Raw genomic sequence first — 22,964 nt, forward strand, 5'->3', positions numbered from 1 at the left:
ACTTTCCTACTCGGCGGCGCCCTTGACGTCGGTCGCAGGCGGCGCGTAGGCCGCTTCCAGCGCGGCAAACTCTTCCGGCAGCATGTCGCACATCACCTGCACATGCGGGATGATGTTGGCGCCGACAATGAAGCCGAAATCGAGCTGGTCGCGATAGCTCTGCACGGTGATGTTGAGCGCCTGCCCGTGGGTGGAGATCGACACCGGATAGATGTGCAGCAGCTCGGCACCCGCGGCATAGAGCGTCTGCCGCGGCCCCGGCACGTTGGAGACGGTGATGTTGGCGGCCGGCGGCAGCACGTCCGACAGGTTCGAGCGGCTGTAGAGCAGCGCCAGGATCTGCGTCATCATCGGCGCGCCAAGCATCGAGATGTTGGAGACCTGCGGCATCAGCGCGCGCAGTGGATGCGACATCTCCTTGGCCTTGGTCGACTGTGCGATGATCGCCTCAAGCCGTCCCTTGGGATCGTCGACATTGGTGGCGATCGAGCAGATCATGCCGAACACCTGATTGTTGGCCTCGGTATTGCCCTCCTCGCGGAGCGAGATCGGCACCGCCGCGGTGAGCGATTTCGCGGGCAGCGTGCCGTATTGCTGGAGATAGCGCCGCACCACGCCGGAGGCGAGCGCGAGCACCACGTCATTGAGCTTGCCGCCGGCCTGCTTGGCGAGCGCCTTGGCACGCGAGAGCGGGATCGAGACGCCGGCAAAGCTGCGCTCGGAAGAGATCGACTTGTTGAGCATGGTCGGTGGCGAGACCATGCTGGCAAGGCTTTCGCGCGAGTTCGGATCGGATATCTTGCCGAGCACGTCGGAGACGCTCTTGAGCACGGTCGGAATGTTACCGGCAAAGCGCACCGCGCTTTCGATCTGGTACATCGCATTGTCGAATAGGATCGAGCCGATATCGCTCTTGCCCGTGCGCGGCAGTTGCAGGTTCTTGGCGGCTTGCGAGGCCTCGAGCGGCTGGGTGAAGAGTTGCTGGTAGGAATCGAGCAGATTGGCGGCGATGTCGCGCGGCTCCTGGCCGGGCTTCGCACCGCCCACCGGCGGATCGACCGTCCGCGGGATCGGCGAGATGTCGTAGATCATGTTGGTCAAGGCCGCGCCGGCGCCGCCGTCGATGGCGGCATGGTGCATCTTGGAATAGAGACCGACCTCGTTGTCCTTCATGCCCTCGAACACGTAGAACTCCCAGAGCGGACGGGCGCGGTTCAACAGCTTGGCATGCATCCAGCCGACGATGCGCTCGAGGGTGGCGCGGTCGCGCGGCGCCGGCAGGCTGGCGCGGAAGATGTGACGGTCGATGTCGAACTGGTCGTCCTCGACCCAGGAGGGATGGTCGATGTCGAGCGGCGCCTTTTCGAGGCGTGCTTTCAGGATCGGCGCGATGTGCAACCGCGAGGCGATCATCGCCTTAAAGTCTTCGAAGAAGTCGCCCTTGTAGTCGTCAGGCAGGCGAAAGATCGCCATGCTGCCGACATGCATCGGCATCTCCGGCGTTTCGAGATAGAGAAACGACGCATCCAGCGACGACAGCTTCTTACCGTCACCCATAGTTCCCTCCGACTTACATTGGACAGGCGCCTTACCGGCGCTTCTTGTCAGGCCGACACTGTAGGGGCCGGCGGGGCATATGCAATGGCAAACGGGCCTGCCGCCCGGTCGAATGGCCAGAACTCCCCTTCCGGTTGCGCCAGCCGATCGGCCACGGCCCAGAGCGCTGCGGGGTTGACGCCGAGCCCGATGTGGCTGGCGAAATAGACCTCGATGTTCTCGGCACGCTCGCAGGGCCGGCACTGGCAGGTTTGCCAGTGCACGATCCCGTCGCTGCGCGAAAAGATCGAGCTGCTCGGCACCGGCAGGTCGCCGGCGATGGCCTCGCGCAGCTCGGAAAAGTCCTCGACCCGTTCGCCCGACAGCGTCTCGTAGAGCCGCGTCGCATTGGTCGCCCGCACGTCATTGGCGAAGGGGCTGCCGAGCGTGACGACATAGCGGACCATCTCGGGCGCCTGCAGCGCGAGGTCGCGGGCATAGACGCCGCCAAGGCTCCATCCGACGAGGCTTACCTTGCGCCCGGTCGCGGCATGAATTTCCGCCAGGCGGACACGAAGCGAGTCCCGGACGCGCGCCAGCCCGCCGAGATTGCGGCCCATGCGCCAGGCCTGGGCGTCATAGCCGAGTTCGCGTAGATAGCGGCGCATCGGCGCCATCGAGAGGTCGCTGGCGAGAAAGCCCGGCAGTGCCAGCACCGGATGGCCGTCGCCCTTTGGCGCCTGCATCAGAAGCGGCGACAGGAACAGGCTGGCGTTGAATTCGAACAGGCCGCGCGCCTCCGCGAGCAGGAGCCCGAGGCCCGGCGGACGAAGCCGGGGCGGCACCTCTGCTCCGTCCTGCCCGGCCGGCATTATTTCTTCTTGTCGCTGCTGCGCGGGGCACCGAGACCGGCCATCGTCACGAACATGTTCTGAAACTGCTCGGCGATCTTCGGATCGAAGGTGAACCAGCTCTGGATCAGCGATTCCGGCGAGACCTTTTCGATGTTGCTCAGCACCTGCTGCTGCAACTTGTCCATCACCGCCGTCTGCATCGGCCCCACGTCGGGCAACCCGAAGAACTGGCGGGCCTCGAGAGGGGTGCAGTCAATTTCGATGTTAACCTTCATGTCCCCTCCTGATCGGATTCGGGCGGCCCTGCCGCAGTATCACCGCGAGTTGTGGTGCGACGCAAGCGACCTGATGCGGGCGCCACATGGCCCATCCCGCAATCAGTCAATATGGTCAATCAAAAGTCGAATGTCGCCGGCGGGCGATCTGTCGGACTATCGGTCAGCATTGCTGCACAGCGGCGCAAGTTGGCGCGTTCCTTGCTGGAATGGCGCTTGCACGGTGCAAAAACTCTGGGCAACATGGATTCATCAACCGGCCGAACAATCAAAAATCACGGCACGGCAGAGTGGAGAGGGTCAAGAATGTCGGTACGTCAGGGTCTTTTAGCGATGACGCTTGCCTCGGCGCTTGCGTTGGCGGTCTCACCGGCCATCAGCCAGACACTGCGCTACGCCAACCAAGGCGAGCTGAAATCGCTTGATCCCTACACGCTGAATGAAAGCACCACCCACGCCCATCTCGGCCATGTCTATGAGGGTCTCGTCGAGCGGGACAAGGACCTGAAGATCATCCCGGCCTTGGCCGAAAGCTGGGAAATACCGGAGCCGACCCGCTGGCGCTTCCATTTGCGCAAGGGTGTGAAATTCCACAATGGCGATCCCTTCACCGCTGATGACGTGGTGTTCTCCGCCGACCGGGTGCGCGCCCCGGGCTCGAACTTGCAGAACCGTCTCCCCGCCGACGCCAAAGTCGTCAAGGTCGACGACTACACCGTCGATTTCGTCCTCAGCTCGCCAAACCCCATCCTCCACGGGCAGTGGGACGTCTGGTACATCATGGACAAGAAATGGGCCGAGGCGAACAATGCGGTGGCACCGACGCCGGTCGCCGCCACGACCCCGAGCTACGCCTCGCTGCATGAGAACGGCACAGGCCCCTTCACGATCGAGAGCCATCAGCCCGGCGTAAAGACCGTTTTCAAGGCCAATCCGAACTACTGGAAGAAGCCGGAACATAATCTCAAGGAGATCGTGTTCACGCCGATCGCGTCGGACGCAACGCGCGTTGCGGCACTGTTGTCGGGTGAGGTCGACGTGATCGAACCGGTTCCGATCCAGGACATCCAGCGCGTCAATGCGAGCCCCAATGCGACGGTGCTGTCCGGGCCGGAACTGCGCACGATCTTCATCGGCATGGATGAGTCGCGCGATGAGCTGCTGTTCTCGAACGTCAAGGGCAAGAACCCGTTCAAGGACATCCGCGTCCGCGAGGCCTTCTACAAGGCGATCGACGTCGAGCTGATCAAGAATCGCGTCATGCGCGGGCTTTCGACCCCGTCCGCCCTGATGGTCGCCCCGGAGCTCTATCCCCTGTCGAAGGAGTTCACGCGGCCGAAATTCGATCTCGATGGCGCCAAGAAGCTCTTGACCGAGGCGGGCTATCCCGATGGCTTCGAGGTCACGATGGACTGCCCGAACGACCGCTACGTCAATGACGCCGCGATCTGTCAGGCCGTGGTCGGCATGCTTGCCCGCATCGGTGTCAAGGTGAGCCTGCTGGCGCAGCCCAAGGCGCAGTATTTCGCCAAGGTGCTGAAGCCCGGCGGCTACAAGACCTCCTTCTTCATGCTGGGCTGGACGCCGGCCACGATGGACTCCCAGAACGTGCTGCACGACATCATGGGCTGTCGCGACGATCCGAAGGATCCCAACCGCGGCGAAGCCAATCTCGGCGGCTACTGCAACAAGCAGGTCGACGCACTCACGGACCAGATTCTGGTCGAGCCTGACATGAACAAGCGCAATCAACTGATCAAACAGGCCTTCGAGATCGCCAACAAGGACTACGCCTATATCCCGCTGCATCAGCAGGCGTTGGCCTGGGGCGTATCGAAGAAGGTGAAACTGGTTCAGCGCGCGGACAACCAGGTCCTGCTCTACTGGGCCACCAAGCAGGAAGAGTAAGTGTCGACGAGTTGTGAAGTCCCGGAAGCCTCGGCTTCCGGGACTTGCCGTTTAGGGTTACGCAATGATGCGCACCGCTGAAGAGACGTGAAGGTATCAGATGCTCGCTTTCACGCTTCGCAGGGCAATCCAGGCCGTCGGTGTCATGATCGCCGTAGGCATCATTGCGTTCTCGATGTTCCGCTTCGCCGGCGATCCCGTGAACCAGATGGTGTCGATCGACACCTCGGGCGCCGAGCGCGCCGCGATCCGCCAGTCGCTCGGCCTCGATGATCCCGTGATCGTTCAGTTCGGCCGCTATGTCGCCAATGCAGCGCAGTTCAAATTCGGCATCTCCTACCAGTTCCGCCTTCCGGTCACGAATCTGTTGATGGAGCGGATGCCGGCGACGCTCGAGCTCGCGATCTGCGCCACCATCTTCGCGATGGTAGGCGGCATACTGATGGGCGTCTATTCGGCGCTCCGCCGCGACACCTGGCTCGCGCATGCATTCCAGGCGATCTCGCTGATCGGCATCTCGCTGCCGACTTTCCTGATCGGCGTCCTGCTGATCTATCTGTTCTCGGTGACGCTTGGCTGGCTGCCCTCGTTCGGCCGCGGCGACGTCGTTCATATCGGCTGGTGGACGACGGGGCTTCTCACGCTCTCCGGATTGAAGGCGCTGATCATGCCCTCGATCACGCTTGGCCTGTTCCAGATGACGCTGATCATGCGCCTGGTGCGCGCCGAGATGCTGGAGGTGATGCGCACCGACTATATCCGCTTCGCCCGCGCCCGCGGCCTCACGACACGCGCGATCCATTTCGGCCACGCGTTGCGGAACACGCTGGTTCCTGTGATCACGGTGGCCGGCCTGCAATTTGGCTCGGTAATTGCATTTGCGATCATCACCGAGACGGTATTCCAGTGGCCGGGAATGGGCTTGTTGTTCGTCCAGGCCGTTCAGAATGTCGATATCCCGATCATGGCAGCGTATTTGATGATGGTGTCCCTGATCTTCGTCACCATCAATCTCGTCGTCGACATCCTCTACACCATCGTCGATCCGCGCTTGCGCTCGACGGTCAGCCGGGCACACTGAGATGAGCGAGGCCGTCGTCCAGCACAAAACGGAAGAGCCCCTCGCGCGCAGTGCGGCCCATTCCGGCTGGTTCAAGCGCGCCGTTGAGAGCGACCTGTTCTATTCCTTCCGCCGCTCCAGGATCACCATGATCGCGGCTGCGATCACGCTGCTGTTCTTCCTGCTCGCCATCTTCGCCTCATTGCTGGCCGTGCAGAATCCGTTTGATCCGGCGCAGCTCCAGCTCCTGAATTCGCGCATCTCGCCACTCTGGACCGCCGACGGCCAGAGCCCGTTCCTGCTCGGCACCGACGAGCAGGGCCGCGACGTGCTCTCCGCGATCCTCTACGGGCTGCGGATCTCTCTCGTCGTCGGCGTGCTCGGTGTCGTCTTGTCCGGTGCGCTCGGCATTCTGCTCGGCTTGACCGCGGGCTATTTCGGCGGCGCCGTCGACGGCCTGATCATGCGCGTCGCCGACGTGCAGCTCTCCTTCCCCGCGATCCTGATCGCGCTTCTCGTCAACGGCATCGCCAAATCGGTGCTCGGCAACAAGCTCGACGAGATGAGCATGCTGGGTGTGCTGGTGCTCGCGATCGGCCTGAGCTTCTGGGTGCAATATGCCCGCACGGTGCGCGGCTCGGTGATGGTCGAGAAGAACAAGGATTACGTTGCCGCAGCGCAACTGATCGGCCTCCCCGCCCCCGTGATCATGCTGCGCCATGTGCTGCCGAACACGATGGGGCCGATCCTTGTCATCGCCACCATCAACCTGGCGCTGGCGATCATCACCGAGGCGACGCTGTCGTTCCTCGGCTCGGGCATGCCCGAGACCATGCCCTCGCTCGGCACGCTGATCCGCATCGGCAACAACTATCTGTTCGCCGGCGAATGGTGGATCGTCGCCTTCCCCGGCCTCGCGCTCGCGGCGCTGATCCTCTCCATCAACCTGCTCGGCGACTGGCTGCGCGACGCACTCAATCCCAAGCTCAGGTGAGTCCACCTCGTTCATGACCGACACAGTTCTCTCCGTGCGTAACCTTCAGGTGGAGTTCGCCTCCCGTCGCGGCACGCTGCGCGCGATCGACGACGTCTCCTTTGATATCGCCAAGGGCGAGGTGCTGGGCGTGGTCGGCGAGTCCGGCGCGGGCAAGTCGGTCACCGGGCTCGCCGTGATTGGCCTGATCGATCCGCCCGGCCGCATCGCCGGCGGCGAGATCCTTCTCGCCGGCACGCGCATCGACAACCTGCCGCCGGAGGAAATGCGCCGCGTCCGAGGCAAGCGGATCGGCATGATCTTCCAGGATCCGCTGACCTCGCTGAACCCGCTCTACAAGATCGGCGACCAGATCGTGGAGACGATCCGCACGCATCTGAACCTGTCCGAGCAGGCTGCGCGCCGCCGCGCCATCGATCTCCTCGCCGAGGTCGGCATCCCCGCGCCGGAGAAGCGCATCGACGGCTATCCCCACGAATTCTCCGGTGGCATGCGCCAGCGCGTGGTGATTGCGCTCGCGATCTGCGCCGAGCCGGAGCTGATCATCGCGGACGAGCCGACCACCGCGCTCGACGTCTCCGTGCAGGCGCAGATCATCTCGCTGATCAAGCGGCTCGGACGCGACCACGGCACCGCCGTGATGCTGGTAACCCACGACATGGGCGTGATCGCAGAGACCTCCGACCGCGTCGCGGTGATGTATGCCGGCCGCGTCGCCGAGATCGGCCCGGTGCAGGATGTCGTGAAGAATCCGCTGCACCCCTACGCCAAGGGTCTGATGGGCGCGATCCCGACGCTCGCCGGCGAAGACAAGCGCCTGGTGCAGATCCCCGGCTCCATGCCGCGTCTGTCGGCGATCCCGCGCGGCTGTTCGTTCAATCCGCGCTGCGCCTTTGCGTTCGACCGCTGCCGGGTCGAGCGGCCCGAGCCGCTTGCCCAGGGCGCGCAATCGGTCGCGTGCCATCTCTATGACAACGTCCCCGCGGAGAGCGCAGCATGAGCGCATCCTTCGTCCAGGCCAGGAACTTGCGCCGCGTCTTCGACGTCTCGAAGCCATGGTTGAACCGGGTGATCGAAGGCGGCCATCTCGAATATCTCAAGGCCGTCGACGGCGTCACCTTCGACATCAACAAGGGTGAGACTTTTGCGCTGGTCGGAGAATCCGGCTCGGGCAAGACGACGGTCGCACGGATGGTCGTCGGGCTGTTGCCGCCGAGTTCGGGCCAGGTCCTGATCGACGGCGTCTCGATGACCGATCCGAAGCAGGCGCCGGCGCGTCGCCGCTTGCGCCGCCGCATCCAGATGATCTTCCAGGATCCTTATGCGAGTCTCAATCCGCGTTTCCGGGTCGACGCCATCATCGCCGAGCCGATCCGCGCCTTCGACCTGATCCAGGGCGAGCGCGACATCCAGGCCCGCGTCGGTGAATTGTTGAGCCTGGTGGGGCTGCATCCCGACGACCGGCTGAAATACCCGCATGAGTTCTCCGGCGGCCAGCGCCAGCGCATCGCGATCGCGCGCGTGCTGGCGTCCGACGCCGAGTTCATCGTCTGCGACGAGCCGACCTCGGCGCTCGACGTGTCCGTGCAGGCGCAGATCCTCAACCTGATGCGCGACCTCCAGGACAAGTTCGGCCTCACCTACATGTTCATCAGCCACAATCTTGCAGTCGTTCGCCACATGGCGAGCCGCGTCGGCGTGATGTATCTCGGCCGCATCGTCGAAATCGCCGAAGGCCGTGAGCTGTTCGCGCGCCCGCGCATGCCCTACACCAAGATGCTGCTCGGCGCGGTGCCGGATCTGGCGATGTCCGGCCGCCAGCGTATTCCGGTCAAGGGCGAGATCCCGAATCCGATCAATCCGCCGCCGGGCTGCGCCTTCAATCCGCGCTGCCCTCTCGCCTTCGATCTCTGCCGCAAGAAGACGCCGCAACTGATCGACGGCGTCGCCTGCCACGCCGTCAACACCGCGCCGGTACCGGCGTGACGCGCGCGTGCCATGCTGCCCGCGCAATTGGCAGCGGGTCGTGCCTGTGATCAATTGTGGCCGCAGCAAACAAGAAAAGTGACCCCCCATGGCCAGCAATGTCAATCCCGATCCCTTCACGACGCGGCCCGAGATCGAAGGCACGTTCGGGGTCGTCGCCACCACGCACTGGATCGCGACCGCCGTCGGCATGGCCATCCTCGAAAAAGGCGGCAACGCGTTTGACGCCGGCGTCGCGACCGCCTTCACGCTTCAGGTGGTCGAGCCGCATCTCAACGGCCCCGGCGGGGACGTGCCCATCATCGTGTATGACGTCAAGCGCGGCCGCACCGAGGTGATCTGCGGCCAGGGACCGGCACCGGCGCGCGCCACCATTGCCCACTACAAGAGCGAAGGCCTGGATATGGTGCCCGGCACTGGCCTCCTTGCGGCCTGCGTCCCCGGCACCTTCGAATCGTGGATGCTGCTGCTCCGCGACTACGGCACGATGCGTGTGCGCGACGTGCTTGAGCCCGCGATCTCCTACGCACGCGACGGTTATCCGCTGGTCGAGCGCGCCTGCGCCACGATCAAGACCGTCGAGCAACTGTTCCGCAAGCACTGGCCGACGTCGGCCGCTGTCTATCTTCCGAACGGCGAGGTGCCGAAGCCCGGCACACTCTTCACCAATAAGACTCTCGCGGCGACCTACGCCCGCATTCTCAGCGAAGCCGAAAGCGGCGGCGGTGGCCGCGATGCCGAGATCGAGCGCGCGCGAAACGCCTGGTCGAAAGGCTTTGTCGCGGAGGCCATCGACAGGTTCTGCCGGACGCAGGAGGTGATGGACGTCAGCGGCGCGCCGCATCGTGGCGTTCTCTCGGCCGACGACATGGCGCGCTGGCAACCGACGATCGAGGCGCCGCTGACCTACGACTACGGCCGCTACACCGTCTGCAAGGCCGGCGTCTGGAGTCAGGGTCCGGTCACGCTCCAACAGCTTGCGCTGCTCAAAGGCTTTGCCCTCGACGGGCTCGATCCGACGGGCCCCGAGTTCATCCATGTCCAGATCGAATGCGCCAAGCTCGCTTTCGCTGACCGCGAAAAGTTCTACGGCGATCCCAAGTTCAACGAGATCCCGATCACAACGCTGTTGTCGGATGCCTATAACGACGAGCGCCGCAAGCTCGTCACCGAAAAAGCCTCGCTCGACTTCCGGCCCGGCTCGGTCGAAGGCTTTGGCGGGGTCGTCAAGCTGCGCCGCGCCGAAGGCCAACGCGAGGCGGTCGGCGCGCTCGGCGCCGGCGAGCCCACCGTCGGCAGGTTCGGCGAGGTACGCGGCGACACCGTGCATTTCGACATCATCGACAAGGCCGGCAACGTAGTGTCCTCGACGCCGTCGGGCGGCTGGCTACAATCCTCGCCGGTCATTCCGGAGCTCGGCTTCTGTCTGGGAAGCCGCGCCCAGATGTTCTGGCTGGAGGAAGGTCATCCCGCCTCGCTCGCGCCGGGCAAGCGTCCGCGCACCACGCTGTCGCCGACCATGGCGCTGCGTGACGGCGAGCCGTATCTCGCCTGGGGATCCCCGGGCGGTGACCAGCAGGATCAGTGGATCACGCAGTTCTTCTTGCGGCATGTCCATTGCAACCTCAATCTCCAGGAGGCGATCGACGCGCCGGCATGGCATTCGGAGCATTTCCCGATCTCGTTCTGGCCACGCACCGCGCGACCCGGCGTGCTCGTCGTGGAGAACCGCGTGCCGAAGGCGACGATCGAGAATTTGCGCGAGCGCGGGCATATCGTGGAGGTCGGTCCCGACTGGTCCGAAGGCCGCCTTACCGCCGCATCGCGCGTCGGGGGGCGCCGACGCGCCGCGGCGAATCCACGGGGTATGCAGGGATACGCGGCAGGGCGCTGACCGAGACGAGCACAACATGACCTGGTCGATCATCGCGCGAGATCCTGCCACCGGCCAGTTCGGCATCGCGGTTGCGACGCGCTTCTTCGCCGTCGGCGCGCGCGTCCCCTTCATCGCCGCTGGCCTCGGCGCCATCGCGACGCAGGCTTTCGTCAATCCCTATTATGGCATCGACGGCGTCAAGCTGTTGCGCGAAGGTCTGAATGCGCATGACGTACTCGCGGCGCTGCTCGCGACCGATGATGGCCGTGAAAGCCGCCAAGTCCACATCATGGATGCCAGCGGTGAAGTCGCGGCGCACACCGGCCGCGACTGCATCGACTGGTGCGGACACACGGCGGGAAACGGCTTCTCCATTGCCGGCAACATGCTCGCCGGCCCCGACGTCCTCAGCGAGACGGCAAAGACCTACATCGCCAATGACAGCCTGCCCTTCCCGCGCCGCCTGCTGGCGGCGATGCGGGCCGGAGAAGCCGCCGGCGGCGACAAGCGCGGCAAGCAGTCTGCTGCCTTGCTCATCCATGGCGAGGAGGAATGGTCCGCGCTCGACCTGCGCGTCGACGATCATCTCGATCCGCTTGCCGAACTGGCACGGCTTGAGCAGGTCAGCAACGAACTCTGGGTGCATTTCCGCGCCTCGCTGCCGACGCGCCGGAACCCGGCCGGGATCACCGACCGCGCCGTGGTCGATGCCCGCACCGCAGCGGCCCGCACGACAGAGCAATGAGCGCGGCGCCCCTCATCAAGATCGAGAACCTGCGCGTCCGCTTCCACGGCGACGATGGTCGCATCACCCACGCGGTGGACAGCGTCGATCTCAGCGTCGCCAATGGAGCGACGCTCGGCCTCGTCGGCGAATCCGGTTGCGGCAAGAGCGTGACGTCGCTTGCGATCATGGGACTGTTGCCGAGGCAAACCAGCGAGGTCACCGGCTACATCCGCTTCGATGGCGTTGATCTCCTGCAAAGCTCCGACAAGAGCCTGCGCGACCTGCGCGGCAATCGGCTCGCGATGATCTTCCAGGAACCGATGACCTCGCTCAATCCGAGCTTCACCATCGGCGACCAGATCATCGAGACGATTTTGCGCCACCGCGGCGGCTCGAGGAAGAACGCCCGCGAGCGGGCGATCGAGCTGCTCCGCCGCGTCCACATTCCCTCCCCCGAACGGCGCATCGACGAATACCCGCATAAGCTCTCCGGCGGCATGCGCCAGCGCGTGATGATCGCAATGGCGCTTGCCTGCGACCCGCGCCTTTTGATCGCCGACGAGCCGACCACGGCGCTCGACGTCACCTTGCAGGCTCAGATCCTGGAACTGATGCGCGAATTGAAGGCGGCGAGCGGCGCTGCCATCATCCTGATCACCCATGATCTCGGCGTCGTCGCCGAAGTCTGCGACGAGGTCGCCGTGATGTATGCCGGCGAGATCGTCGAGCGCGCGCCAGTGGACGAGCTGTTCGCCTCGCCGCAGCATCCCTATACCGTCGGCCTGCTCGGCTCGATCCCGCGCCTCGACCACCGCGCCGAGCAGCTTGCAACGATCGAAGGCATGGTGCCGAACATGGCACATCCGCCGGCCGCCTGCCGCTTTGCTGCAAGGTGCCCGTTCATGCTGGAGGCCTGCACGAAAGCGCCGCCGCCGCTTGCCGAAGTGAGCGCCGGCCATCTCTCGCGCTGCATCCGCGCGCCGCTCGAGCAGTTGGTGTCGTGATGGCGCTGCTCGAGGTCGAAAATCTGGTCAAGCATTTCGTTGCCGAGCGCTCGCTGCTCGGCAGGCCCAAGTCCCTGGTCAAGGCCGTCGACGGAGTCAGCTTTGCACTCGAAGCAGGCAAGACGCTGGCGCTGGTCGGCGAATCCGGCTGCGGCAAGTCGACGGTCAGCCGGCTGGTGCTGCGGCTGATCGAGCCGGATGCCGGTAGCGTTCGCTTCGAAGGTCGCGATCTGCTCGCGCTCAACGCCGATGCGCTGCGCGCCTTTCGCCGAAAGGCGCAGATCATCTTTCAGGATCCTTACGCCTCGCTCAACCCGCGCATGACGGTCAGCCAGATCCTGACCGAGCCGCTCGCGCTGCATAATCTCGTCCCGCCATCGCGCCGGCGCGAGCGCGTTGCGGAACTTTTGCAGCTCGTCGGACTGGAATCGCGGCTGGCTCGCCGCTATCCGCATGAATTCTCCGGCGGCCAGCGCCAGCGTATCGCGATTGCGCGGGCGCTCGCGGTCGAGCCCAGGCTGATCATCTGTGACGAGCCGGTCTCGGCGCTCGATGTCTCCATCCGCTCTCAGATCCTGAATCTGCTGCGGGAGCTCCAGGATCGGCTCGGCCTCGCCTACATCTTCGTCTCGCACGATCTTGCCGTGGTGAAGCATATCGCCGACCGTGTTGCCGTGATGAACCTTGGCCACATCGTCGAGACGGCCGACGCCGACGCGCTGTTCGCCGCGCCGCGCCATCCCTATAGCCGCGCACTTCTGTCCGCGATTCCTCTGCCGCAACCGCACGCAAAGCGAAGCACCATCCTGCTCAAGGGCGAGATGCCGAGCGCGCTCGCCCCGCCGGCAGGGTGCCGCTTCCACACCCGCTGCCCGTTCGTGGTCGACCGCTGCCGCAGCGAGGCACCGCAACTTTTGGCTGACAGCAGCGGCCATGCCACTGCATGTCACCGCGTCGCCGAGCTGCCCCCGGCCGATGCCATCCTGCCCGCCCCGCACGCTTTGTCGCCGGCGCTCGCGAAATTGGTTGCCGCCTTCAGCCGAAAGACGGAAGGCGCTGGCCCCTCCGGGGTTGGTATACAAGATGCACCGGCAACACCGAGATAGCCGCCAGTCATGTCAGATGAGTCTTGATAGCCTTGGGGATGATGCAATGAAGATGTTCCGCCTCGCGGCCACCGCCGCCGCATTGCTGGTGTCACTCGGCGCCGCGCAGGCCCAGACCACGCTGCGCATCGGGCTTGCCGAGGACCCCGATATCCTCGATCCGACCATGGCGCGCACCTATGTCGGCCGCATCGTGTTCTCCGCATTCTGCGACAAGCTGTTCGACATCGACGAGAAGCTGAACATCGTGCCGCAGCTCGCGCTGTCGAGCGAGACCGCCGACGACGGCAAGGCGCTCGTCATCAAGCTCCGCCCCGGCGTGAAATTCCACGATGGCGAGCCGTTCGACGCGGAAGCCGCAAAGTTCTCCCTCGAGCGACACCTCACCTTCCCCGGCTCGTTCCGCAAGCCCGAGCTCGCCTCGGTCGACCATGTCGAGGTGGTCGATCCCCTCACCATCAGACTGGTGCTGAAGGCGCCATTCTCGCCGCTGCTCGCGCAGCTCACCGACCGCGCCGGCATGATGGTCTCGCCGAAGGCAGCCAAAGCCGAAGGCGACAAGTTCGGCCTGCATCCGGTCTGCGCCGGTCCCTACAAATTCGTCGAGCGCGTGCAGCAGGACCGCATCGTGTTCGAGAAATTCGCCGACTATTGGAACAAGGACAATGTCTTCATCGACCGCGTCGTGTTCCAGCCAATCGTCGATTCCACGGTGCGGCTTGCCAATTTGAAATCCGGCGGGCTCGACCTGATCGAGCGCGTACTCGCGACCGATCTGAAGGACGTGCGGGCCGACTCGCGGCTGAAGGTCGCGACCGCGATCGAGCTCGGCTATCAGGGCGTCACGCTCAACATCGGCAAGGACAAGGCCAAGGGGCCGCTCAGCCAGTCCGCCAAGGTGCGCCAGGCGCTCGATCTTGCCATCGACCGGGACGCCATCAATCAGGTCGTTTTCAACGGCGAGTTTCAGGTCGGCAACCAATGGGTCAATCCCGACCATCCCTTTTATCAGAAGGCCGTTCCGGTCCGCGCCCGCAACGTGGAGAAGGCCAAGGCGCTGCTGAAGGAAGCCGGCGTGACGCCGCCTGTCAGCGTCGATTTCCTGGTGCCGAAAGGCGCGGAAACCGAAACGCCGGCGCAGGTGATCCAGTCGATGGCGGCGGAAGCCGGGTTCGACATGAAGATCCGTGTCACTGAGTTTGCGACCGGACTCAAGCAGGCCGAGGCCGGCGATTACCAGGCCTTCGTGCTCGCCTGGAGCGGCCGCGTCGATCCCGACGGCAACTCCTACATCTTCCTGCACAGCGACGCGCCGCAAAATTACGGCGCGTGGAATAATGCGCAGGCCGACAAGGCGCTCGAGGAGGCCCGGCTCGTCAGCGATCCCGACAAGCGCAAGGCGATCTATGAGACTCTGGCGAAGCTGGTTCAGGAGGAGGAGCCGATCCTCTATCTCTACCACCGCCGCATCATCATCGCCCACACGACCAGGCTGGAAGGTTACAAGCAGATGCCGGACGGCCTCGTGCGCGTCATCGGCCTCAAGCTGAAGTGACGTCCCGGGGATGCTGAACTTCCTCGCCCGCCGTCTTGCGCAGATCATACCGACGCTGTTCTTCGTGTCGGTGCTGATCTTCTCGCTCCAGCAGCTCCTGCCGGGTGATCCGGCGCTGGTGATGGCCGGCGAAGAGCGGGATCCCGCCGTGATCGCGCAGATCCGCCAGCAATACCGGCTCGATCAGCCGATCCCCGTGCAATACGCCTATTGGGTCAGGGGCGTTCTGACCGGCGACTTCGGGGAGTCCCTGCGCAACAAGATGCCGGTGCGCGCGCTGATCGCGCAGAAGCTGCCCGTGACGTTGCAGCTCGCGTCGATGGCAATTCTGATCGCGTTCCTGATCGGGATCCCCGCAGGCATCGTCTCGGCGGTCAAGAAAGGCACGGCCTGGGACTACGGCGCCAACCTGTTTGCGCTGTGGGGCATCTCGACGCCGAACTTCTGGCTCGGCATCATGCTGATCTTCCTGTTCTCGATCGAGCTCGGCTGGCTGCCGGCCTCCGGCTATATACCGCTGACGGAGGACTGGCGCGCGAGCCTTGCCGCCACGATCATGCCAGCCTTCGTGCTCGGCAATGCCATCGCCGCGATCCTGATGCGGCATACGCGCAGCGCCATGCTCCAGGTGCTGGAGAGCGACTATGTCCGCACCGCGCGCGCCAAAGGCCTCCTGGAGCGGACCGTCATCCTCAAGCACGCCATGCGCAATGCGCTGACGCCGGTGATCACGCTCGGTGCGCTCGAGCTCGGCACACTCTTGTCGGGCGCGGTGCTGACCGAGCAGATCTTTTCCATTCCCGGCTTCGGCAAGCTGATCGTAGACGCCGTGTTCAACCGCGACTACGCAGTCGTGCAGGGCGTGGTGCTGGTCACCGCGACGATCTACATCACGCTCAACCTGATCGCCGACATCGCCTATATCCTCGTCAACCCGCGGCTGAGGGGCTAGGTCATGACCGACGCCGTTCTCTCAGCCCATCCCGTCACTGATACGAGCGAGCTCGACAGCCCCGCACGGCGCGCCCGGCGGCGCCTGTTCAAGCGCAAGGCGGCGGTCATGGGGCTCGTCGTGATGACGACGTTCATCCTGCTGGCCCTGCTGGCGCCGCTGATCGTTCCCTACGATCCCGTCGCCACGAGCTGGAGCCTGGTGCGAAAAGCCCCCACCGCGCTGCATTGGTTCGGCACCGACGAGCTCGGCCGCGACATATTGAGCCGGGTCATCTACGGTGCGCGCGCCTCGCTGCTCGCCGGCGCCATCTCGGTCGCGATTGCGCTTGGCATCGGCGTACCGCTCGGCCTGCTCGCCGGCTACCGCGGCGGCTTCACCGACGCGCTGATCAGCCGGATCACCGATGCGATGCTCGCATGCCCGTTCCTGATCCTGGCTATCGCGCTCGCGGCGTTCCTGGGCCCGAGCCTCGGCAACGCCATGATCGCAATCGGCATCTCGGCCACCCCAGTATTCATCCGCCTGACCCGCGGCCAGGTGTTGAGCGTCAAGGCCGAGGACTATGTCGAGGCGGCGCGCGCGCTCGGCAACCCGTCCTGGCGGATCGCATTCGCTCACATCCTGCCGAACATCCTGCCGGCGCTGCTGGTGCAGGCCACGCTGTCGATCGCCGCGGCGATCATCGCGGAAGCCGCTCTGTCGTTTCTCGGCCTCGGCCAGCAGCCGCCGGCTCCGTCCTGGGGCAGCATGCTCAACGCGGCGCAGCGCTTCCTGACGCAGGCGCCGTGGATGGCGATCTGGCCTGGCCTTGCGATCTTCCTGGTGGTGCTATCCCTGAACCTGCTCGGCGACGGCCTGCGCGACGCGCTCGATCCGCGCCAGCGCTGAGGCGTTCCTCATGGTGAGGAGCGCGCTCTTGCGCGCGTCTCGAACCATGAGGCCCCGCTCTCGCCCCGGGGCCATCCTTCGAGACGCGGCCTGACGGCCGCTCCTCAGGATGAGGATTTCAGATCACGACTTCGCGCACCACGCGCCGGCAATCCATCTCGAATTCGAGATCGACCACCGGCGGCCGCGCGAAATGCCAGGTGAGGCCGGAGCGCAAGGCGCCGCGACGCACCAGCTCGTCGGCCAGCGCGTGGTGGAAATCGCGGATCGAATAGGCCTGCACGGCGGTCGTCTCCTTCCAGCCGAAGCCGAATGCCGCAAGGCGGCTTTCCATCTGCGCGGCGGTGAAGCGGACCTTCTCCGTGATGCCCTCCGGGCTGAGGTCCCGGTAGCGCACGCTGCGCTCGACATAGCTGCCGCTCCCCTCGCGCGCCTCGGCACCGCCGGCGATCACGAAGGTCGGTGTGCTCGATCGCGTCGGCCGCGTGAAGGAGAACGCATGGAAGGAAGGTTCAGTGGGTGGGTCGATCTCGGGACAGACATTGCTGCGTGCCACCGGATTGGTGGTGCCATCGAAGATGCCCCACTCGGACAGCGTCTTGACGTAGTGCAGATTGAAGTTGCGGAAGCCTTCTTCCGTGAACGCGGCCGGCGAGCGCAGCTCGCAGGCGCAGAACGCGGTCAGCGGACGCCCGGCCTCCCGGATCAACTTGGCGGCCAGGGCAAATCCTTCCGCGAGCGGCGCCAGGCGATCCAAGCGAACCCGCTCGATCTCGTAGCCGGGATCGGCGGCGGCACCCGCCGAATACTGGAACACGGACGGAATGAAACGATAGTTGCCGGCAGAGAATTCGCGGGTCATTTTCGAATCCCTATTCCAATTGCATGCGGACGCCCTTGGCGCCGTTGAGCAGGCGCTTGAGGTGGAAGCCGGCCAGCGCATCGTCGGCGTGCATGCCGACCAGCGCGGCGAAGGCTGGCATGGCCGCGACGTCGCCCGCCTCAAGCTTGGCAAAGGCTTCGGAGTATTGCGTCGTCAGAGGTGTTTCGAATCTCGCCGGCGGAAGCGGCTCGAAGGCCCGGAGCGGCTCGCTGCGGCCGCGCAACATGAGGTCGCCTACCGGGCGGCCCCGAAAATTCGCGGCCTCCTTGGCGATGGTGGCGCTGACGCAGATGCGCGTGCCCAGGTACTTGTTGGCGGCTTCCAGCCGTGCCGCCGTGTTGATAGTGTCGCCATAGGCAGTGTAGTCGAAGAAACGGCTGCCGCCGAAATTACCGACCAGCGCGGGCCCGGCATGGACGCCGATGCGTGTCGTGCCGAAATTGACGCCCTTGTCCTTCCAGCGCAGGCGGAAGTCCTCGGCCCATATATCGAGATCGTGGGCGCAGGCGACCGCGCGTGTCGCAAAATCGGGTTGATCCCCGGGGGCATTGAACAGCACTTGAATGGCGTCGCCGATGATCTTCGCAACGGTGCCTTCGTGCTGGAACACGATGTCGGTCATGCCGCCGACATAGGCGTTGAGGAGCCCGCCCAGCGTTTCCGGCGCAGCACTCTCGACCAGCGTCGTGAAACCGGTGATGTCGGTGAAAATGGTCGCCACGTCGCGCCACTGCACCTCCATGCCGTCGCTCTCGCCGCTCGCCGCGGCCAGACGCTTGGCGATCTCGGGCGAGAAGTAGCGCGACAGCGAGGCATGGGCACGCTCGGCTTCCGCCTGCCGGCGCCGCGCCTCGCGCAGCGTCTCGACGTGGCGGATGGTCTTCTGGATCGTCATCTCCAGATCCGCAAAATCAATCGGCTTGGTCAGGAAGTCGAAGGCGCCGCGATTCATCGCGGTCCGGATGTTGCTCATGTCGCCATAGGCAGAGACGATGATCGTCGACTTCTTGTCCTCGGCCTCCTGGAGCTTCTGGAGCAGCGACAGCCCGTCCATCCGCGGCATGTTGATGTCTGATACCACCAGGTCGACATGAGGATGCAGCTCGATCGATTGCAGCGCCTCGATGCCGTCATGGGCAAACATGAAGCTGACAAGCCCCTCGCGAATCTGCCTACGAAACTTCTGGAGGACCAGCGCCTCCAGATCGGGCTCATCATCGACAACGAGAATCGTGGATGTCATGCCGCTTGCTCGAGCCTGGTGTCGATCTCCTGCCGCAGCAGCGCAAAGTCGATCGGCTTGGTCAGAAGCCCGACCGCGCCGCGCTCGATCGCCTTCCGCCGTGTTTCCGCATCGCCGTAGGCCGTGATCATGATCACGGGCACATCCGGACGTGCCGCGCGCACCTTCGGCAACATCTCGAGCCCGCTCATGCCGGGCATATTGATGTCGGAAAGGATCAGGATCAGCGAGGCGTCGCGCACCGCGACGGCGCGTTCGATCGCCACCGGCGCGGACGATGCGAACTCCATCTGGAAACGGCCGGCGCGCAGGTCGCGCCGGAAATGTTGACGAAACAGCGCCTCAACGTCGGGCTCGTCGTCGACGACAAGGATATAGACGTTCAATTCCTGCCTCCGGTATGGCCTTCTGCCAGCATGCGCGGCAGCGTAATGATGAATTCGGTGAAAGCACCCGGCTCAGTGTTTACGTCGACTGTGCCGCCATGCTGTTTCACCACGATGTCGTGACTCATGGACAGGCCAAGCCCGGTTCCCTCGCCGGCCGGCTTGGTGGTGAAGAACGGATTGAACATTTTCTCCTTCACCTCGGGCGGGATGCCGGTGCCGTTGTCGCGGATCCTGATTTCGACCTTGTTGCCGAGATTCCTGGTTGAGGCGCTCAGCGTCGGCTCGAAACCGTCGCCCACCTGCTCCTTCCGTTTGGTCGCGGCATAGAAGCCGTTCGAGATCAGGTTGAGGAAGACGCGGGTGATCTCCTGCGGATAGATGTCGAGCATGCCGGCGGCCGGGTCGAGGTCGCGCTTGAGCGTGATGTTGAAACCCGGCTTTTCGGCACGCGCGCCGTGATAGGCAAGATTGAGGCTCTCCTCGACGAGCGCGTTGATGTCTGCCGCCCGCCGCTCGCCCGAGCCTTCGCGCGAATGCAGCAGCATGTTCTTGACGATGGAATCGGCGCGCTTGCCGTGCTGTACTACTTTCTCGAGGTTACCCTTGAGCATGTAGGTGAGCTCGGCGACCTCCTCCTTGGTCTTGTCGTCGAGGCCTACCGATTGCATGACCTCGTTGAGTTCGTCGATCAACTCCGTCGACACCGAGGAGAAATTGTTGACGAAGTTGAGCGGGTTCTTGATCTCGTGGGCGATGCCGGCGGTGAGCTGCCCCAGCGAAGCCAGCTTTTCGGTCTGGATCAGGCGGTCCTGCGCGGTGCGCAGCTCGTCGAGGGATTGCGAGAGCTCATTGGTGCGCTCACGAAGCTGCTTGAGCAGTCGAGCGTTCTCGATCGCAATGACCGCCTGATTGGCAAAATTCTCCACCAACGCGATCTGCTTGTCGGTGAACGCGCGAACCTCCCGGCGAAAGATCGTGATCACGCCGACCAGCTCGCTCTCCCGCAACAGCGGCACCATGAGCGTCGTGCGCGCACCCCCGACATCGGCGAGCAAGACCGCCATCTCGGATCCGGCACGATAGGCAGGGCCTTCGCGAACGTCGAGGACCTGGGCTACCTGATGCGTCCTGACAACCTGGGCAAGGCCGCTCTCGGGATGTGGAGCAATCGTGCCATCGTGCCGCCGCGTGGCTGCAAATTCCGGGGGAAGATTGTAGTCCGATACCAGACTGTATCGCTCTCCGTCCCAGAGATCCATGACGCCAAAGCTTGCGCCGCAGACCCGCGTTGCATTCTGCAACATCTTGTTGAAGACCGGCTGCAGTTCGCCGGCGGACGAACTGATCGTCTCCAGAACCTCCGAGGTTGCCGTCTGCTGCTGGAGGGATTCACTCAGCTCCGCCGTGCGCTGCTCGACCTTGTTCTCCAGGTCCGCATAGGACTCCTGCAAGCGCGCGCCCATGTCGTTGAACTGGTTGGCGAGCCCTTCCAGCTCGTCGCCGGTCTTGATCGAGATACGCTGCGAGAAGTCGCCACCGCCGATGCGCTCGGCGCCGGTGCGCAGGGCCTGGATCGGGCCGACCATGCGCCGCGCCAGGAAAATCCCTGCGAGCACCGCGAAGATGGATGCTGCGAGCAGCACGATGGCGAGACGTTGCAGGGAGGCATAGAGCGAGGCATAGGCCTCCTCGACCGGAAGCTCCACGAACATGGTCCAGCCCAGCGGCGCGATCGGCGCGGACGCGGTCAGCACCTTCTGTCCCTGGAGATTGGTCGCCTCCTGCAACGAGTCGGGCATGGTCCCGCCACCGGTCTGCGCGGCGCGCACCTGCTCGAGCCTGGACATGTCGGTGTTGCGCAACACCAGGCTGATGTCTGGATGTGCGATCAGCCGGCCCTGCGAGCCAACCACATAGGCATGCCCGTGCTCGCCGACCTTGATCTGCGAGACGACGTCCCAGATCAGCTTGAGATTGACTTCCGCGATGCTGACGCCGGCGTCCTTGCGCGTGCCGGCGAGCGCCAGCGTCATGTAGGGCTCGGATTCTCTCCGGAAATAGACCGGCCCGTAATAGACCTTGTGCGCAACGGCTTCGGTGAATTTCGCGTCATTGGAAAGATCGATCCCGCTATCGACGACGTCCATCGCCAGGCGCGAGACACGCAAGCGCTCCTTGCCGGTCGAATCCACCTGGGCGAGTTCGGTGATGGCCGGAACCTGGCGCAGCAGCCGCAGCGCATCGAAGCGGCGCTGCTCGATCGAGCCGGCCGACCACGGCAGTTGCGTGGTCCAGCCAAGCTGGCTCTCGATCTCCTTGACGAACTGGCTGATCTTGGCGGCGGCCGCCTCGGCCTGCTCGCGCTGAACGCGGATCAGCGCGGCCTTGTGCTCACGATAATAGAAGAACACCTCGAAGAGACCGTTGGCGAGCAGCGCAACCGCCACCACAGCCACGAACAGCCCGACATATTTGGTGAACAGCCGGGTCCGGATCCCGGGCCGCGCGCCGTCACCGGAAGCAACATCGCCCGCCGCTGCGCTACCAGGCAGCGACCGGCCCTGCGGCGTGTCGGGATGGAGGGAAATGCTCATCCCGCCAAACCTAGCAAGAAGGCCCGGGCTTGTCTCTTGCCGCAGCGCACAAGGTTACTCGATGACTTCGTCTGCGAGGGCCAGCAAGGTGGGCGGAATCTCGAGTCCAGTCGCCTTCGCCGTCTTCAGGTTGAGCACCAGGGGATAGCGGGTCGGCTGCTCGAACGGCAAATCGCCGGGGTTCGCTCCATTGAAAATGCGAGCGACCAGTGCTGCCGCCCGCTCGAAACATTCCGACACGTCCGGTCCGTAGGACATCAGCCCGCCGTCGCGGGCGAAATCATCATTTTCGTAGATCGCCGGCAGCTTCCGGACGGCGGCGAACTCGAACACCCGCTTTCGGTTGAGAATGGTGAGCGCATCCGCCACCATCAGGATGCCGTCCGGCAAATCGCCTGACATCACCGAGAAGGCCTCGTCGAAATCGTCGGGCTCGCGGACGCCGAGGGCCTGCACGGTCAGCCCAAGCGCCTGGGCGGCCTTCGCCGATGCCTGATAGCGCATGGTCATGCCGAGGTCGTCCTTGTTCCAGAGCATGGCGACCTTGGTCAGTTTCGGCGACATCTCCTTCAACAACGCCAGCCGCTTGGCACTGAGCGTCGCCGCGACGTCCGAAATGCCGGTGATGTTGCCGCCGGGATGGGCAAGGCTTTCAATGAGCCGGGTCTCGACGGGATCGCCGATGCCGCTTGCCGCGACAATGGGCATGCCCGCCGCCTTGGCGGCTATGGCCGTCGGGTAGCCTATGATGACAATGGCATCGACGCTCCTGGACTTCAGCTCCGCGATCAGCGAGGGGAGCTTGGCAACATCGCCTGCCGCGCCGCGGGGCTCGAGACTGAGATTCTGACCGAGGTTGAAGCCACGCTCGCCGAGCACCTTGATCAGGATCTTGCCGCCCGGTCTCGTCTCCGAAATGGGCACGATCGGTGTCAGCGTGCCGAGACGGTAGGTTTTGCTGCCCTGTGCCGCGACCGAACCCGGACACAACAGCGAAATGCAGCCAAGCCCTCCCAGGAATTCGCGCCGCCTCATCATGCCTTCCCTGCCCTGGTGCAACCTTTGCGCGGCAGAAGTCTAGCAGGGACAAGAAAAAAGCGGCAATGGCGATGTGCCATTGCCGCTCTTCAC

Annotated in this window: 20 protein-coding genes; 12 read left to right on the forward strand and 8 right to left on the reverse strand. The window is 64.5% G+C overall.

The genetic code is table 11. From position 1 onward, the window contains the following. Window positions 1–6 precede the first annotated feature (6 nt). The 3 genes from SO140_RS04150 to SO140_RS04160 are packed head-to-tail and all read right to left on the reverse strand — an operon-like array spanning window position 7 to window position 2,665. Window positions 7–1,557, reverse strand: coding sequence for a WS/DGAT/MGAT family O-acyltransferase (locus SO140_RS04150; RefSeq protein ID WP_449383272.1), 1,551 nt, complete (start codon window positions 1,555–1,557; stop codon window positions 7–9). Window positions 1,558–1,604: 47 nt separating this feature from the next. Then, entirely contained in the window at window positions 1,605–2,408 is an 804-nt protein-coding gene (locus SO140_RS04155; RefSeq protein WP_449383273.1) for an esterase/lipase family protein, read from the reverse strand. Then, entirely contained in the window at window positions 2,408–2,665 is a 258-nt protein-coding gene (locus tag SO140_RS04160) for a DUF6489 family protein (protein ID WP_449383274.1), read from the reverse strand. The genes SO140_RS04155 and SO140_RS04160 overlap by 1 nt, the downstream gene beginning before the upstream one ends. 306 nt (window positions 2,666–2,971) lie before the next feature. On the opposite strand from SO140_RS04160, the gene SO140_RS04165 reads away from it, so the two are divergent. The 12 genes from SO140_RS04165 to SO140_RS04220 all read left to right on the forward strand — a co-directional run bounded on the left by SO140_RS04165 (window position 2,972) and on the right by SO140_RS04220 (window position 16,724). Next, complete coding sequence (locus SO140_RS04165; protein WP_474798128.1) at window positions 2,972–4,573, forward strand: ABC transporter substrate-binding protein; 1,602 nt, start codon at window positions 2,972–2,974, stop codon at window positions 4,571–4,573. 100 nt (window positions 4,574–4,673) lie between these two features. Continuing rightward, window positions 4,674–5,654, forward strand: a complete 981-nt coding sequence (locus tag SO140_RS04170) for an ABC transporter permease (protein ID WP_449379445.1) — start codon at window positions 4,674–4,676, stop codon at window positions 5,652–5,654. Between the two features lies 1 nt (window position 5,655). Then, window positions 5,656–6,627, forward strand: coding sequence for an ABC transporter permease (locus SO140_RS04175; RefSeq protein ID WP_449379446.1), 972 nt, complete (start codon window positions 5,656–5,658; stop codon window positions 6,625–6,627). A gap of 13 nt (window positions 6,628–6,640) precedes the next feature. Continuing rightward, entirely contained in the window at window positions 6,641–7,627 is a 987-nt protein-coding gene (locus SO140_RS04180; RefSeq protein WP_449379447.1) for an ABC transporter ATP-binding protein, read from the forward strand. Continuing rightward, a complete protein-coding gene (locus SO140_RS04185) occupies window positions 7,624–8,613 on the forward strand; it encodes an ABC transporter ATP-binding protein (protein WP_449379448.1) in 990 nt (329 codons plus the stop codon). The genes SO140_RS04180 and SO140_RS04185 overlap by 4 nt, the downstream gene beginning before the upstream one ends. Before the next feature lie 88 nt (window positions 8,614–8,701). Continuing rightward, window positions 8,702–10,507, forward strand: coding sequence for a gamma-glutamyltransferase family protein (locus tag SO140_RS04190; RefSeq protein WP_449379449.1), 1,806 nt, complete (start codon window positions 8,702–8,704; stop codon window positions 10,505–10,507). Between the two features lie 16 nt (window positions 10,508–10,523). Next, complete coding sequence (locus SO140_RS04195) at window positions 10,524–11,234, forward strand: DUF1028 domain-containing protein (protein ID WP_449379450.1); 711 nt, start codon at window positions 10,524–10,526, stop codon at window positions 11,232–11,234. After that, window positions 11,231–12,220, forward strand: a complete 990-nt coding sequence (locus SO140_RS04200; RefSeq protein ID WP_449379451.1) for an ABC transporter ATP-binding protein — start codon at window positions 11,231–11,233, stop codon at window positions 12,218–12,220. Before SO140_RS04195 ends, SO140_RS04200 begins: the two co-directional genes overlap by 4 nt. After that, window positions 12,220–13,326, forward strand: a complete 1,107-nt coding sequence (locus SO140_RS04205; protein WP_449379540.1) for an ABC transporter ATP-binding protein — start codon at window positions 12,220–12,222, stop codon at window positions 13,324–13,326. Before SO140_RS04200 ends, SO140_RS04205 begins: the two co-directional genes overlap by 1 nt. A gap of 46 nt (window positions 13,327–13,372) precedes the next feature. Continuing rightward, window positions 13,373–14,881, forward strand: a complete 1,509-nt coding sequence (locus tag SO140_RS04210) for an ABC transporter substrate-binding protein (RefSeq protein WP_449379452.1) — start codon at window positions 13,373–13,375, stop codon at window positions 14,879–14,881. Between the two features lie 10 nt (window positions 14,882–14,891). Further along, window positions 14,892–15,833: an ABC transporter permease gene (locus tag SO140_RS04215; RefSeq protein ID WP_449379453.1), complete on the forward strand. Its 942-nt coding sequence runs from the start codon at window positions 14,892–14,894 to the stop codon at window positions 15,831–15,833. 3 nt (window positions 15,834–15,836) lie between these two features. After that, entirely contained in the window at window positions 15,837–16,724 is an 888-nt protein-coding gene (locus SO140_RS04220) for an ABC transporter permease (protein ID WP_449379454.1), read from the forward strand. A gap of 118 nt (window positions 16,725–16,842) precedes the next feature. Here the strand turns inward: SO140_RS04220 and cnbZ are convergent, their stop codons facing one another. The 5 genes from cnbZ to SO140_RS04245 are packed head-to-tail and all read right to left on the reverse strand — an operon-like array spanning window position 16,843 to window position 22,868. Then, on the reverse strand, window positions 16,843–17,586 hold the full coding sequence (gene cnbZ / locus SO140_RS04225; protein ID WP_449379455.1) for a 2-amino-5-chloromuconate deaminase CnbZ: 744 nt from the start codon (window positions 17,584–17,586) through the stop codon (window positions 16,843–16,845). 10 nt (window positions 17,587–17,596) lie between these two features. After that, entirely contained in the window at window positions 17,597–18,850 is a 1,254-nt protein-coding gene (locus SO140_RS04230; protein ID WP_449379456.1) for an adenylate/guanylate cyclase domain-containing protein, read from the reverse strand. Beyond that, a complete protein-coding gene (locus SO140_RS04235) occupies window positions 18,847–19,236 on the reverse strand; it encodes a response regulator (protein ID WP_449379457.1) in 390 nt (129 codons plus the stop codon). The genes SO140_RS04230 and SO140_RS04235 overlap by 4 nt, the downstream gene beginning before the upstream one ends. Next, on the reverse strand, window positions 19,233–21,833 hold the full coding sequence (locus SO140_RS04240; RefSeq protein WP_449379458.1) for a sensor histidine kinase: 2,601 nt from the start codon (window positions 21,831–21,833) through the stop codon (window positions 19,233–19,235). Before SO140_RS04240 ends, SO140_RS04235 begins: the two co-directional genes overlap by 4 nt. A gap of 54 nt (window positions 21,834–21,887) precedes the next feature. Further along, window positions 21,888–22,868 (reverse strand): ABC transporter substrate-binding protein, encoded by a 981-nt coding sequence (locus tag SO140_RS04245; RefSeq protein ID WP_449379459.1) that lies wholly within the window; start codon window positions 22,866–22,868, stop codon window positions 21,888–21,890. Window positions 22,869–22,964: the final 96 nt, after the last annotated feature.

The organism is Bradyrhizobium sp. UFLA05-108, assembly GCF_059803455.1.